Source organism: Shinella sp. HY16, from assembly GCF_028534175.1.
GTDB lineage: Bacteria > Pseudomonadota > Alphaproteobacteria > Rhizobiales > Rhizobiaceae > Shinella.
The window spans coordinates 1,246,643-1,259,453 of sequence record NZ_JAHYXL010000001.1; the positions used below are offsets into that span (position 1 = coordinate 1,246,643).

13 protein-coding genes are annotated in these 12,811 nt (G+C 62.6%); 11 read left to right on the forward strand and 2 right to left on the reverse strand.

Features of this window, described 5'->3' with window-relative positions; all coding sequences use genetic code 11:
- The first annotated feature begins 77 nt into the window (after positions 1-77).
- From K0P03_RS06185 to K0P03_RS06200, 4 genes are all read left to right on the forward strand, one after another.
- Entirely contained in the window at positions 78-515 is a 438-nt protein-coding gene (locus K0P03_RS06185; RefSeq protein ID WP_272789142.1) for a CoA-binding protein, read from the forward strand.
- Between the two features lie 65 nt (positions 516-580).
- Entirely contained in the window at positions 581-1,009 is a 429-nt protein-coding gene (locus K0P03_RS06190; protein ID WP_023513734.1) for a CoA-binding protein, read from the forward strand.
- A 115-nt stretch (positions 1,010-1,124) separates the two neighbouring features.
- Positions 1,125-2,408, forward strand: a complete 1,284-nt coding sequence (locus tag K0P03_RS06195) for an O-acetylhomoserine aminocarboxypropyltransferase (RefSeq protein ID WP_272789143.1) — start codon at positions 1,125-1,127, stop codon at positions 2,406-2,408.
- A gap of 61 nt (positions 2,409-2,469) precedes the next feature.
- On the forward strand, positions 2,470-2,814 hold the full coding sequence (locus K0P03_RS06200) for a cupin domain-containing protein (RefSeq protein WP_272789144.1): 345 nt from the start codon (positions 2,470-2,472) through the stop codon (positions 2,812-2,814).
- A gap of 12 nt (positions 2,815-2,826) precedes the next feature.
- Here K0P03_RS06200 and K0P03_RS06205 read toward each other — a convergent pair whose 3' ends face one another.
- Positions 2,827-4,077: a cytochrome P450 gene (locus tag K0P03_RS06205; RefSeq protein ID WP_272789145.1), complete on the reverse strand. Its 1,251-nt coding sequence runs from the start codon at positions 4,075-4,077 to the stop codon at positions 2,827-2,829.
- Positions 4,078-4,175: 98 nt separating this feature from the next.
- On the opposite strand from K0P03_RS06205, the gene K0P03_RS06210 reads away from it, so the two are divergent.
- Positions 4,176-4,421 (forward strand): type II toxin-antitoxin system Phd/YefM family antitoxin, encoded by a 246-nt coding sequence (locus K0P03_RS06210; RefSeq protein ID WP_130515026.1) that lies wholly within the window; start codon positions 4,176-4,178, stop codon positions 4,419-4,421.
- Positions 4,418-4,804, forward strand: coding sequence for a type II toxin-antitoxin system VapC family toxin (locus K0P03_RS06215; RefSeq protein WP_272789146.1), 387 nt, complete (start codon positions 4,418-4,420; stop codon positions 4,802-4,804). Before K0P03_RS06210 ends, K0P03_RS06215 begins: the two co-directional genes overlap by 4 nt.
- Here the strand turns inward: K0P03_RS06215 and ggt are convergent, their stop codons facing one another.
- Positions 4,805-6,556 carry a gamma-glutamyltransferase gene (gene ggt / locus K0P03_RS06220; RefSeq protein ID WP_272790453.1) on the reverse strand — a complete coding sequence of 584 codons (1,752 nt, stop codon included), beginning with the start codon at positions 6,554-6,556 and terminating at the stop codon, positions 4,805-4,807.
- A 275-nt stretch (positions 6,557-6,831) separates the two neighbouring features.
- Here ggt and clpP point away from each other — a divergent pair, with 275 nt between their 5' ends.
- The 5 genes from clpP (at position 6,832) to hupB (ending at position 12,717) form a co-directional block, all read left to right on the forward strand.
- Positions 6,832-7,464 carry an ATP-dependent Clp endopeptidase proteolytic subunit ClpP gene (gene clpP / locus K0P03_RS06225; protein WP_023513714.1) on the forward strand — a complete coding sequence of 211 codons (633 nt, stop codon included), beginning with the start codon at positions 6,832-6,834 and terminating at the stop codon, positions 7,462-7,464.
- A 26-nt stretch (positions 7,465-7,490) separates the two neighbouring features.
- Positions 7,491-7,856 carry an MmcQ/YjbR family DNA-binding protein gene (locus K0P03_RS06230; protein ID WP_023513713.1) on the forward strand — a complete coding sequence of 122 codons (366 nt, stop codon included), beginning with the start codon at positions 7,491-7,493 and terminating at the stop codon, positions 7,854-7,856.
- Positions 7,857-8,121: 265 nt separating this feature from the next.
- Positions 8,122-9,399 (forward strand): ATP-dependent Clp protease ATP-binding subunit ClpX, encoded by a 1,278-nt coding sequence (gene clpX, locus K0P03_RS06235; protein WP_024270647.1) that lies wholly within the window; start codon positions 8,122-8,124, stop codon positions 9,397-9,399.
- 413 nt (positions 9,400-9,812) lie between these two features.
- On the forward strand, positions 9,813-12,236 hold the full coding sequence (gene lon, locus K0P03_RS06240; RefSeq protein ID WP_050743021.1) for an endopeptidase La: 2,424 nt from the start codon (positions 9,813-9,815) through the stop codon (positions 12,234-12,236).
- A gap of 205 nt (positions 12,237-12,441) precedes the next feature.
- Positions 12,442-12,717 carry a DNA-binding protein HupB gene (gene hupB / locus K0P03_RS06245; RefSeq protein ID WP_023516583.1) on the forward strand — a complete coding sequence of 92 codons (276 nt, stop codon included), beginning with the start codon at positions 12,442-12,444 and terminating at the stop codon, positions 12,715-12,717.
- The last annotated feature ends 94 nt before the right edge of the window (positions 12,718-12,811 follow it).

A 12,811-nucleotide genomic window follows, 5' to 3' on the forward strand; every position in this document is an offset into this window, starting at 1 on the left:
GTTCTTTAAGGTTCTGCGCTAGTCTGACGGGCAGGAAGACATGTGAGAGACGGTCGCGAACGCCGGAGGAGGCAGCGATGAACCACGATCACTATCCCGACAGCTACATCCGCCACATTCTCGGATCCGTGCACACGATCGCGGTGCTCGGCGCTTCGCCGAACGATGGTCGGCCGAGCCACGGCGTGATGGGCTTCCTGCTCGGCAAGGGCTATCACGTCATCCCCGTCAATCCCGGCCATGCCGGCAAGACCATTCTCGGCCAGCGGGTCTATGCGCATCTCGCCGATATTGCGGAGCCGATTGACATGGTCGATGTCTTTCGCGCGGCAAGCCAGTTCCCTGCCGTCGTCGACGAGGTGCTGGCGCTCGCCCCGCGTCCCTCCGTGCTCTGGGGCCAGTTCACGGTGCGCGACGATGCCGCCGCCGCGCGGGCGGAAGCTGCTGGCATCCGGGTGGTCATGGATCGCTGCCCCGTGACGGAATATCCGGTGCTGATGCTCAAGGCCTCCTGAGCGCCGCGCATATTGACTTCACGCAACGTTACCCCAATTCTCCGGCAGCAAAACGGGGTAGCCGCATGAACCATGATTCCTATCCGGACTATTACATCGCCGACATCCTGCGCTCGACCAGGCTGATTGCGCTCGTCGGCGCCTCACCCAATCCGGAGCGCCCCAGCCACCGGGTCATGGCCTTCCTGCTGCGCAAGGGCTATCGCGTCATCCCGGTCAATCCCGGCCAGGCCGGCAAGGAAATCCTCGGCCAGCCCGTCGTCGGCCGTCTTGCCGATATCGTCGAGCCGATCGACATGGTCGACGTTTTCCGCGCAGCGGATGCGTTGCCGTCGGTCGTGGAGGAGGTGCTGGCGCTGAATCCGCTACCCAAGGTCATCTGGGGGCAGCTCTCGGTGCGCCATGACGCGGCGGCGGCGGCAGCGGAGGCCGCGGGCGTGAAGGTGGTCATGGATCGTTGCCCGGCGATCGAGTATCCCCGTCTCGTCGCGTAATTCGCCATCGGCGCAACGCGTATCGCCGCACCCGTGCTTTTCCGGAAAATCTTTCTTTGACCGGCTCTTAGCTCTCTGAAATAGTGCGCCCGACTTCAGCCAGGGAGGCCATTTCATGACGAAGAACAAGCCCGGATTTGCAACGCTCGCCATCCACGCCGGCGCCCAGCCGGACCCGACGACGGGCGCGCGCGCCACGCCGATCTACCAGACCACGAGCTTCGTGTTCAACGACACGGACCACGCTGCCTCGCTTTTCGGCCTCCAGGCCTTCGGCAATATTTATACCCGCATCATGAACCCGACCCAGGCCGTGCTCGAGGAGCGCGTCGCGGCGCTCGAAGGCGGCACGGCGGCGCTTGCCGTCGCCTCGGGCCATGCCGCCCAGCTTCTCGTCTTCCACACGATCATGCGCCCGGGCGACAATTTCATCGCCGCACGCCGGCTCTATGGCGGCTCGGTCAACCAGTTCGGCCATGCTTTCAAGAGTTTCGACTGGCATGTGCGCTGGGCCGATACGGCCGATCTTTCCTCCTTCGAAAGCCAGATCGACGACAAGACCAAGGCGATCTTCATCGAGAGCCTGGCGAATCCGGGCGGCACCTTCGTGGATATCGCCGGCATTGCCGAAGTGGCGCACCGCCACGGCCTGCCGCTCATCGTCGACAACACCATGGCGACACCCTATCTCGTGCGCCCGCTGGAGCACGGTGCCGACATCGTCGTGCATTCGCTGACCAAGTTCATGGGCGGCCACGGTAATTCCATGGGTGGTGTCATCGTCGATGGCGGCACCTTCGACTGGACTGCCTCCGGCAAGTACCCTGCGCTCTCCGAGCCGCGTCCGGAATATGCCGGCATGGTGCTGCACGCCACATTCGGCAATTTCGCCTTCGCCATCGCCTGCCGGGTTCTGGGCCTGCGCGATTTCGGCCCTGCCATCTCGCCCTTCAACGCCTTCCAGATCCTGACTGGCATCGAAACCCTGCCGCTCAGGATGCAGCGCCATTGCGACAATGCGCTCACCGTCGCCAAGTGGCTGAAGGGCCATGAAAAAATCTCCTGGGTCACCTATGCGGGCCTTGAGGACGATCCCAATCATGACACCCAGCAGCGCTACTCGCCCAAGGGCGCCGGCGCCGTCTTCACCTTCGGCCTCAAGGGCGGCTACGAAGCGGGCAAGCGCTTTGTCGAGGGTCTGGAAATGCTTTCGCACCTCGCCAATATCGGCGACACGCGCTCCCTCGTCATCCACCCGGCCTCGACTACCCATCGCCAGCTCACCGAGGAGCAGCAGGTGGCTGCCGGCGCCGGTCCCGATGTCGTGCGCCTGTCGATCGGCATCGAGGATGTCGCGGACATCATCGCGGACATCGAGCAGTCGTTGGCCAAGGCGTGAATCTTAGCGGGCCGCCCGCGCCATTTCAGCAGGCGGCCCATTTCAGCAGGCGGACAGATCCATGAGCAGCACGCAATCCTTCGATGTCTCCGGCATCACACCCGAAGAGGGCCGCCCGGCCGCCGACCGGCTGATCTCCGGCGACCCGGTCTTCACCACCTGGAACATCGAGGAAGCCGACGGCGGCATCTATGCCGGCATCTGGCAATCGACGCCGGGAAAATGGCGCGTCCAGTACGACGAGTGGGAGTATTTCCACATCCTCGAGGGATATTCGATCTTGGTATCGGAAGATGGCGAGGCCACGCACCTGAAGGCCGGCGACCGCCTGATCCTGAGACCCGGCTTCAGGGGAACCTGGGAAGTCGTTGAAACGACTCGCAAGGACTACGTCATCCGCGTCTAGGGTTTCCGGACCTCACCACGCCAGTTCCAGCGCCTCCAGCCCGTGGAAGTGATAGACGTCCTTCACCACGGGCTCTTTCGCGATCCTCAGCCCCGGCAGGCGCTGGAAGAGGATCGGCAGGGCGATGTTGAGTTCCAGCCTTGCGAGCGGCGCGCCGATGCAGAAGTGGATGCCGGCGCCGAAGGAGAGGTTGGCGCCTTCGTTGCGATCCGGCTTGAAGGCGAGGGGATCGGTGAATTTCTTCGGGTCGAGATTGGCGGCGGCGAGAATCATGGCCACCTTGTCGCCCCGGCGGAAATGGATGCCGTCGAGTTCGACATCTTCAAGCGCGAAACGGTCGAAGATGTGCACCGGGGCGGAAATGCGCAGGCATTCCTCGACCGTGCGTTCCGTCGCCTTCTCATCCGCGAAAATCACTTTGGGATCGGCGCCGTTCTCCAGAATGCTGCGTACGGCATTGCCGATCTGGTGCACCGTCGCCTCGTGGCCGGCATTGAGCAGGACGATGGTCGTCGAGATCAGCTCGTCTTCGGTGAGAAGCTGGCCGCGGTGCTCGGTGTGCACCATATGCGAAAGCAGGTCGTCGCGCGGCTCCGCCCGGCGCTCGGCGATGACGCTGCGCACATAGTCGGAAAATTCCTCGGCCGCCTTGTCGGCGATAATCTCGTCTTCCGGCGTGCGGCCGAACATGTACATGCGCACATAGGCATGCGACCATTTCAGGAGCTGCGGCCCCATCTCGTCGGGAATGCCGATCATGCGGGCGATCATCGTCACCGGCAGGATATCGGCGAAGGCGGCGAGCAGTTCGACCTTCCCGTCCTTCTCGAACCGGTCGATCGCTTCGTGGCAGAGCGCGGAAATCTCCGGCGTCAGCTTCTCGATCATGCGCGAGACGAAGGCGCGGTTGACGAGGGTGCGCAGCCGTGTGTGCTCCGGCGGTTCCAGTTCGAGCAGAGACCAGGCCTCGGCAGCGTCGAAATGGGCGAGATGCGCCTGCGGCTCCGGCAGGCCCAGCTCCTCGCGCGTCGCCACATGCAAAATCTGCCGGCCGAAGCGACGGTCGCGCAGGAGGCCGTTCACATGGTCGTAGCCGGTGAAATACCACATCTTCTGCTCTTCCCACCAGAAGGTGGGACAGTGCGCATGCAGCGCCGCGTAGACAGGGTTCGGATCGCGGTAGAAATCGGGATTACGGCCGTCGAGCGAAACGCGGCGGCTGGCGGGGTCGATGGACAGGAAGGGGATATGTGTCGTGGTCATCAAAGACCGGTAGCGTATTCCGGCACCGGGTGAAACCGGAATTTGATTTGTTCATGACTGTGAACTAAGTTTGATAAACTAAGTCCATGGAGATGGCGATGCGGACGGTCAACATTCACGATGCGAAGACCAATCTTTCGCGCCTTGTCGAGCAGGCGGCGAAAGGGGAAAGCTTCGTTATTGCCAAGGCGGGCAAGCCGATGGTCAAGGTCGTGCCGCTCGATGCGCCGGATGAGGGGAGGGTGAGCCGTTTCGGTTTTCTGCGCGGGCAGTTGACGGTTCCTGACGATTTCGACCGGATGGGCGAGGATGAAATCACCCGCCAGTTTTCCGGTGACGAATGAAGCTGCTCCTCGACACACACCTGCTGCTCTGGGCGGCGGCAAGCCCGGAGCGGCTGAGCGGCACCGCGATGGCGCTGATGGCGGATCCGGACAACGCCCTCCACTTCAGCGTGGCGAGCCTGTGGGAGGTGGTCATCAAATCGAGCCTCGGCCGCCCGGATTTTCAAGCGGATGCCGGACGCCTGCGGCGGGGCCTGGTCGACAACGGTTACATCGAACTGCCGATCGCTGCAGGCCATGCCATCGCCGTGGCGAACCTGCCATCCCTGCATCGTGATCCTTTCGACCGCATTCTTATCGCACAGGCGAGATATGAGGGCCTGCTGTTGCTGACGGCGGACGCGCGCGTCGCCGACTACGACGGGCCGGTGCGGCTCGTCTGATCATTTCCCGACGGCAACACCTTCACGCCGCGGATCGGCAGCGCCGGCGAGGCCGCCGGCTGAGATGGCGATGGCGTGCAGACCGGAGTTCATTTCGCCCACCTTCACCTCGTAGCCGAGCGCCTTCAGAGGCGCGGCGAGTTTTTCCGCTGCGGTGCCGGCTTCGAGGTCGTAGGGGCCGAATCGATTGATGAGATGCGGCATGGCGACGATCTGGCCGACATCCATGCCCCAGTCGATATGGGCGATCAGCGCCTCGGCGACGTAGCCGATGATCTGGCTGCCGCCGGGAGAGCCGATGGCCAGCACGGGCTTGCCATCCTTCAGCACGATGGTGGGGGACATGGAGGAGCGGGGGCGTTTTCCGGGCTCCACGCGGTTGGCAACCGGCATGCCCTCGTCATGGGTCTTGAAGGAGAAGTCGGTGAGTTCGTTGTTGAGCAGGAAACCGCCGGTCATCAGCCGCGAGCCGAAGCCGTTCTCGATCGTGGTCGTCATGGAGACCACATTGCCTGCCGCATCGACGATGACGAAATGGCTGGTGGAGGGCAGTTCGAGTGCGGCGTCGCGGCCGAAGTCGAAGGCGTGGTCCCATTCGGGCTTGCCCGCCGTCACGGCATCTTCGGCAAGTGCCTTGTCGCCGTCTAGCAGCCTGGCCCGCTCGCCGAGATAGGTTTTGTCGAGAAGCCCCTTGATCGGGGCGGGCACGAAATCCGTGTCCGCAAGGTAGCGTTCGCGATCGGCGAAGGCGAGGCGCTGTGCGTCGCCGATCAGCCGCCAGCTTTCGGCATTGTCCTTGCCGAGTGCCTTGAGGTCGAAATTTTCCAGCATGCCGAGCATCTGGCCGATGGCGACTGCGCCGGAGGAGGGCGGTCCCATGCCGCAGACGTCAAGCGCGCGGTAGGAGGTGCAGACCGGCCGGCGCTCCTTCACCTGGTAGTTCTGAAGGTCGGCGAGCGAGAGCACGCCGGCATTCTTGCCGGAACTGCGCACCGTATCGACGATGCCCTGGGCGATAGTGCCGGTGTAGAAGGCCGGCGCACCGCCACCGGCGATGGCCGAAAGCGTCTCGGCATAGGCCGGATTCTTGAGGATTCTGCCGGCCTTCAGCGGCGCGCCATCCGCGCCGAAGAAATAGGCGGCTGTCGTCTCGAAGGTCTTCAACCGGTCCCCCTCGGTGGCGATCAGGCCGGCAAGACGCGGCGAGACGGAAAAACCGTCGCGGGCCAGCGTTTCGGCGGGGACGAAGAGGTCCTTCCAGGGCTTGCGGCCCCAGCGGTTGTGCGCCTCCTGCATCAGCATGACGGTGCCGGGTGTGCCGACGGAGCGCCCGCCGACGACGGCGTCGAAGAATTTCAGCGGCTCGCCCTTTTCGTCGAGGAAGAGCCTGGGTGTTGCCTCCATCGGCGCGGTCTCGCGGCCGTCGAGCGTGGTGAGCCGGCCGGTCCCGGCATCGTAGTAGACGAGAAAGGCGCCGCCGCCGAGGCCTGAGGATTGCGGCTCGACAAGGCCGAGCACGGTCTGGACGGCGATCATGGCGTCGATTGCGCTGCCGCCGTCCGCAAGAACCTTTTCGCCGGCCTCGGCCGCGAGCGGGTGGGCGGCCGCCACCATATGGGCCTTCGCGGTGACGACCTTCGCCGCCGCAAGGCCGGTTGCGCGCTCCGGCGCGACGCTGTCGGACGCCTGCTGGGCGGATACCCCGACCGATGTCAGGAAAAGAAGCCCGAGGGCGACGAGAGATCGTTTCATCATGGCTACCTCCACTGGAGGGAGATATAGTGCAGACGATCACCGGGAGGAGGCAAGGCCTGGGAGCGATTTACCCTTCCTTCACCTTGCCGGCGGTTCGGTTGTGGAAATCGCTGCCGCCCGTTGCGTCAGTTAACTGCATTCTCGCATAGAGCGCCGCAAAACACGCACCTGTCTTGAAGTCCGCCACCCTCACACTCTATGTAGGGAAGACGAAACTTGCTGATTCCCAACGTTTGCGAAGGGTTTCAGGGCCACACCGATGAAGGATTGACATGAGAAATCCCGTAGATACCGCCATGGCTCTGGTGCCGATGGTCGTCGAGCAGACCAACCGCGGCGAGCGTTCCTACGACATCTATTCACGCCTCCTGAAGGAGCGCATCATCTTCCTGACGGGTCCGGTCGAGGATCATATCGCCACGCTCGTCTGCGCGCAGCTTCTCTTCCTTGAGGCCGAAAACCCGAAGAAGGAAATCGCGCTCTACATCAATTCGCCGGGCGGCGTCGTCACGTCCGGCATGGCGATCTACGACACGATGCAGTTCATCAAGCCGGCTGTCTCGACGCTGTGCATCGGCCAAGCCGCCTCGATGGGCTCGCTGCTGCTGGCCGCCGGCCACAAGGACATGCGCTTTGCCACGCCGAACGCCCGCATCATGGTGCACCAGCCCTCGGGCGGCTTCCAGGGCCAGGCATCGGACATCGAGCGCCACGCCAAGGACATCCTCAAGATGAAGCGCAAGCTGAACGAGGTCTATGTCAAACATTGCGGCCGCACCTATGAGGAAGTCGAGCAGACGCTTGATCGCGACCATTTCATGAGCGCCGACGAGGCGAAGGACTGGGGTCTGGTCGATCGCGTCATCACCAGCCGCGAGGCGATCGAGGGCGCGGACGCCACGTAACACCTCGTTCGACGCCGCAGGATCTCATGACGCTCGACGACTACAACGCCTTCTGCGCTTCGCTCCCCGCCACGAACCACGTGGTGCAATGGGGCGGGGCGCATGTCTGGAAGGTCGGCGAGAAGGTTTTCGCCATTGCCGGATGGAGCGACACGGCGGGGCTTGCGGTCACGTTCAAGGTGTCCGACATCGCCTTCGACATTCTGAGCGAGCAGCCGGGGTGCCGTCCAGCACCCTATCTCGCCTCGCGCGGAATGAAGTGGATCCAGCGGCAAACGGGCGAATCAGTTGATGATGCGGCGTTGTGTGACTATCTAAGGGAAAGTCACGGTCTGGTGGCGGCGAAACTGACGCGCAAGGCTCGTTCCGATCTTGGCCTAATGCGCGGATGAAGGCAATCACGCGATTTGTAATGATCGCGGGGCTTTATCCTCGCCACAAAGCCGGTAATATTGGCCGTTAATGCTATGTTGATTTGTGACGGCTTAGCATTCGGTGTTTAAACGGGGAATGCGTTGCAACCGGTTCAAGGGCGGGGCCCTGGCCGGTCAGTACCCCTGGAGCCTTTGAAAGGGCGCGTAGGCGTATCCGGCAAAGGCGGTTTGAGTGGTCCGGCCATCTTCCGGGAGATGAACGGCGTGCTGGAAGGAAAGTGATATGAGCAAGGTCAGCGGCAGCAACGGCGGCGACTCCAAGAATACCCTCTACTGCTCCTTCTGCGGCAAGAGCCAGCACGAGGTCCGCAAGCTGATTGCCGGACCGACGGTGTTCATCTGCGATGAATGCGTCGAATTGTGCATGGACATCATCCGCGAGGAGAACAAGACCTCCATGGTGAAATCCCGTGACGGCGTTCCCACGCCCCAGGATATCATCAAGGTTCTCGACGAATATGTCATCGGCCAGCAGCAGGCAAAGCGCATCCTGTCGGTCGCGGTGCACAACCACTACAAGCGACTGGCGCATGCCGCCAAGGGCTCGGACGTGGAACTGGCGAAGTCGAACATCATGCTGGTCGGCCCCACGGGCTGCGGCAAGACCTATCTCGCCCAGACGCTCGCCCGCATCATCGATGTACCCTTCACCATGGCCGACGCCACGACGCTGACCGAAGCCGGTTACGTCGGCGAGGACGTGGAGAACATCATCCTGAAGCTGCTTCAGGCCGCCGATTACAACGTCGAGCGCGCGCAGCGCGGCATCGTCTATATCGATGAAGTCGACAAGATCTCGCGCAAGTCCGACAACCCGTCGATCACCCGCGACGTGTCGGGCGAGGGCGTGCAGCAGGCGCTTCTGAAGATCATGGAAGGCACGGTTGCATCCGTACCGCCGCAGGGTGGTCGCAAGCATCCGCAGCAGGAATTCCTGCAGGTCGACACGACGAACATCCTGTTCATCTGCGGCGGTGCCTTCGCCGGTCTCGACAAGATCATCTCCGCCCGTGGCGAAAAGACGTCGATCGGCTTCGGGGCACAGGTCCGCTCGCCGGAAGACCGCCGCGTCGGTGAAGTGTTGCGCGAACTGGAGCCGGAAGACCTGGTGAAATTCGGACTCATCCCGGAATTCATCGGCCGTCTGCCGGTCCTGGCGACGCTCGAAGACCTCGACGAGGACGCGCTGATCCAGATCCTGTCGGAGCCGAAGAACGCTCTGGTCAAGCAGTACCAGCGCCTGTTCGAGATGGAAGACGTCGAATTGACCTTCCACGAGGACGCGCTGCGCGAGATCGCCCGCAAGGCGATCGTCCGCAAGACCGGTGCGCGCGGCCTGCGCTCGATCATGGAGAAGATCCTGCTCGACACGATGTTCGAACTTCCGACGCTGGAAGGCGTGCGCGAGGTCGTCATCTCCGACGAGGTGGTCAAGGGGTCGGCCCGTCCGCTCTACATCTACTCGGAGCGCACCGACGAGAAGGCCAACGTTTCGGCCTGATCGCGCCAAACCCGTTCAGGAAGGACCCGCCGCCGGCGGGTCTTTTCGTTTGAGGCGGCTAGTGACATTTCGTGACTGGTCGCCTGCAGCGGGAAGGGGCATGATGTGCAACCTTCCGCTGCTTCGGGAGCCGTTGCGAAACGGTGCGCGCCAAGCCAGAATGGAAGACTTCGATTCTGTTCTGCGTATGCTCCGGCGGTGCTGCCGGGGGGAAGGCCGCAAGTTCCGCGACAGCGCGGAAGACTACACTTCCGGTGTTGGTTCGCTTGTCTGTCACGGGGTGGGGCACTCCGCAACCGGGCTTGAAAATGTGTTGGCTGCACGCCACTTGTGGATGGAAAAGATCGCCGGCCCGGCACTCTGAGCGCCGAATGGACCGGTTCCCGGAAACGGGACGTTTGAAAGGAAATGACATGACGAAAAAGACGTCTGCGTCGCACGACTCCACGGCCTTCCCGGTCCTGCCCCTGCGCGACATCGTGGTGTTCCCGCACATGATCGTCCCGCTGTTCGTCGGCCGCGAGAAGTCGATCCGCGCACTCGAGGAGGTCATGGGTACCGACAAGCAGATCATGCTTGCCACCCAGATCAATGCCTCCGACGACGACCCGGAAACCGATGCCATCTATCGCATCGGCACCGTCGCCAACGTGCTCCAGCTCCTCAAGCTCCCCGATGGTACCGTCAAGGTGCTGGTCGAAGGCCGCGCGCGCGCCGAGATCGACGGCTATACGGACCGCGAGGAATTCTACGAGGCGATGGCCCATGTCCTGGCCGAGCCGGAAGAAGACCCGGTGGAGGTCGAGGCGCTATCGCGCTCGGTCGTCTCCGAGTTCGAGAACTATGTAAAGCTCAACAAGAAGATTTCGCCCGAAGTCGTCGGTGCCGCGAGCCAGATCGAGGACTATTCGAAGCTCGCCGACACCGTCGCCTCGCACCTCTCCATCAAGATCGTCGAAAAGCAGGAGATGCTGGAGACGACGAGCGTCAAGCTGCGCCTTGAAAAGGCGCTCGGCTTCATGGAAGGTGAGATCTCGGTCCTGCAGGTCGAAAAGCGCATCCGCTCGCGCGTCAAGCGCCAGATGGAGAAGACGCAGCGCGAGTACTACCTCAACGAACAGATGAAGGCGATCCAGAAGGAGCTCGGCGACGGCGAGGACGGCCGTGACGAGATGGCCGAACTGGAAGAAAAGATCGCCAAGGCGAAGCTCTCCAAGGAGGCCCGCGAAAAGGCGGATGCCGAGCTGAAGAAGCTGCGCCAGATGAGCCCGATGTCGGCGGAAGCCACCGTCGTGCGCAACTATCTCGACTGGCTGACGGGCATTCCGTGGGGCAAGAAGTCGAAGATCAAGACCGACCTCAACGCTGCGGAAAAGATTCTCGACGAGGATCATTTCGGCCTCGACAAGGTCAAGGAGCGCATCGTCGAATATCTCGCCGTGCAGGCTCGCTCGGCCAAGATCAAGGGCCCGATCCTGTGCCTTGTCGGCCCTCCGGGCGTCGGCAAGACCTCGCTCGCGAAATCGATCGCCAAGGCGACCGGCCGCGAATACATCCGCATGGCGCTCGGCGGCGTGCGTGACGAGGCCGAAATCCGCGGTCACCGCCGCACCTATATCGGCTCGATGCCCGGCAAGGTCATCCAGTCGATGAAGAAGGCGAAGAAGTCCAACCCGCTCTTCCTGCTCGACGAGATCGACAAGATGGGCATGGATTTCCGCGGCGATCCGTCCTCGGCTCTCCTGGAGGTGCTCGATCCGGAACAGAACTCGACCTTCATGGACCACTACCTGGAAGTCGAATACGACCTGTCCAACGTCATGTTCGTGACGACGGCGAACACGCTGAACATTCCGGCGCCCCTCATGGACCGCATGGAAGTGATCCGCATTGCCGGCTATACGGAAGAAGAGAAACTGGAAATTGCCAAGCGGCACCTGCTGCCGAAGGCGATCCGCGATCACGCCCTTCAGCCGAAGGAGTTTTCGGTGACGGACGGCGCGCTGATGGCGGTCATCCAGCAGTACACCCGCGAAGCCGGTGTGCGTAACTTCGAGCGTGAATTGATGAAGCTCGCCCGCAAGGCGGTCACCGAGATCATCAAGGGCAAGTCGAAGACGGTCGAGGTCACGGCAGACAACATCCACGACTTCCTCGGCGTTCCGCGCTTCCGCCACGGCGAGGCCGAGCGCGAGGATCAGGTTGGCGTTGTTACGGGTCTTGCCTGGACGGAAGTCGGCGGCGAGCTGCTCACCATCGAAGGCGTCAGCCTGCCGGGTGGCAAGGGCCGCATGACGGTTACGGGCAACCTGAAGGATGTGATGAAGGAATCGATCTCGGCAGCGGCGTCCTATGTCCGCTCGCGCGCCGTCGATTTCGGCATCGAGCCGCCGCGCTTCGACAAGACCGATATCCACGTGCACGTGCCGGAAGGCGCGACGCCGAAGGACGGTCCGTCGGCCGGTATCGCCATGGCGACCGCCATCGTTTCCATCATGACCGGAATCCCGGTCTCGAAGGACATCGCGATGACGGGCGAAGTGACGCTGCGCGGCCGGGTCCTGCCGATCGGCGGTCTCAAGGAAAAGCTGCTCGCGGCGCTTCGCGGCGGCATCAAGAAGGTGCTGATCCCGGAAGAGAACGCCAAGGACCTGGCGGAGATTCCGGATAACGTGAAGAACAACATGGAGATCGTTCCGGTCTCGCGCATGGGTGAGGTGATCAAGCATGCGCTCGTTCGCCGGCCGGAGCCGATCGAATGGGATGCGACGGTCGAAGACGCCAAGGTTCCGGCGGTCGAATCGACCGATGAGAGCACCGGCGCGATCGCGCATTGAGCCTTGATGCCGGGTAATGCATCCGGCATTTTGGAGCGAAACGAGAAAAGACCGGCCTTTCGGCCGGTCTTTTTCGTTGAAAAACGTGTGTAAAGCCCGGATTCTCAGGGTTTTGCGACGAAATTTTCTTGCGGGGCGAGGGGCGATGCGTATTCTGCCCCCGACTTGTATGAGTCGTTTCAAACCGTATGAAAGGGGTGGAAACATGAACAAGAATGAACTCGTATCCGCAGTGGCTGAGAAGTCTGGCCTCTCCAAAACGGACGCAGCATCGGCTGTCGACGCCGTTTTCGAGACGATCCAGGGTGAGCTCAAGAACGGCGGCGACGTTCGTCTCGTCGGTTTCGGCAATTTCTCCGTATCGCGCCGTGAAGCCTCGAAGGGCCGCAACCTCTCGACCGGCGCCGAGATCGAGATTCCGGCACGCAACGTGCCGAAGTTCTCGGCCGGCAAGGGCCTGAAGGACGCCGTCAACGGCTGATCCTTGGTTCGGGCAGAGCGGTTATCCACTCCGCCGCCAAACCTGAAATTCAGGGTCGGGGTCCGGTTCTTCCGGGCCCCCTTTTATTTGACGG

What these genes read in the sequence shown, in the direction of transcription:
- K0P03_RS06185 (WP_272789142.1), top strand. Translation starts at nt 78, where the DNA reads ATGAACCACGATCACTATCCCGACAGCTACATCCGCCACATTCTCGGA.
- K0P03_RS06190 (WP_023513734.1), top strand. Translation starts at nt 581, where the DNA reads ATGAACCATGATTCCTATCCGGACTATTACATCGCCGACATCCTGCGC.
- K0P03_RS06215 (WP_272789146.1), top strand. Translation starts at nt 4,418, where the DNA reads ATGAAGCTGCTCCTCGACACACACCTGCTGCTCTGGGCGGCGGCAAGC.
- ggt (WP_272790453.1), bottom strand. Translation starts at nt 6,556, where the DNA reads ATGAAACGATCTCTCGTCGCCCTCGGGCTTCTTTTCCTGACATCGGTC.
- K0P03_RS06205 (WP_272789145.1), bottom strand. Translation starts at nt 4,077, where the DNA reads ATGACCACGACACATATCCCCTTCCTGTCCATCGACCCCGCCAGCCGC.
- lon (WP_050743021.1), top strand. Translation starts at nt 9,813, where the DNA reads ATGACGAAAAAGACGTCTGCGTCGCACGACTCCACGGCCTTCCCGGTC.
- K0P03_RS06195 (WP_272789143.1), top strand. Translation starts at nt 1,125, where the DNA reads ATGACGAAGAACAAGCCCGGATTTGCAACGCTCGCCATCCACGCCGGC.
- clpX (WP_024270647.1), top strand. Translation starts at nt 8,122, where the DNA reads ATGAGCAAGGTCAGCGGCAGCAACGGCGGCGACTCCAAGAATACCCTC.
- K0P03_RS06200 (WP_272789144.1), top strand. Translation starts at nt 2,470, where the DNA reads ATGAGCAGCACGCAATCCTTCGATGTCTCCGGCATCACACCCGAAGAG.
- hupB (WP_023516583.1), top strand. Translation starts at nt 12,442, where the DNA reads ATGAACAAGAATGAACTCGTATCCGCAGTGGCTGAGAAGTCTGGCCTC.
- K0P03_RS06210 (WP_130515026.1), top strand. Translation starts at nt 4,176, where the DNA reads ATGCGGACGGTCAACATTCACGATGCGAAGACCAATCTTTCGCGCCTT.
- clpP (WP_023513714.1), top strand. Translation starts at nt 6,832, where the DNA reads ATGAGAAATCCCGTAGATACCGCCATGGCTCTGGTGCCGATGGTCGTC.
- K0P03_RS06230 (WP_023513713.1), top strand. Translation starts at nt 7,491, where the DNA reads ATGACGCTCGACGACTACAACGCCTTCTGCGCTTCGCTCCCCGCCACG.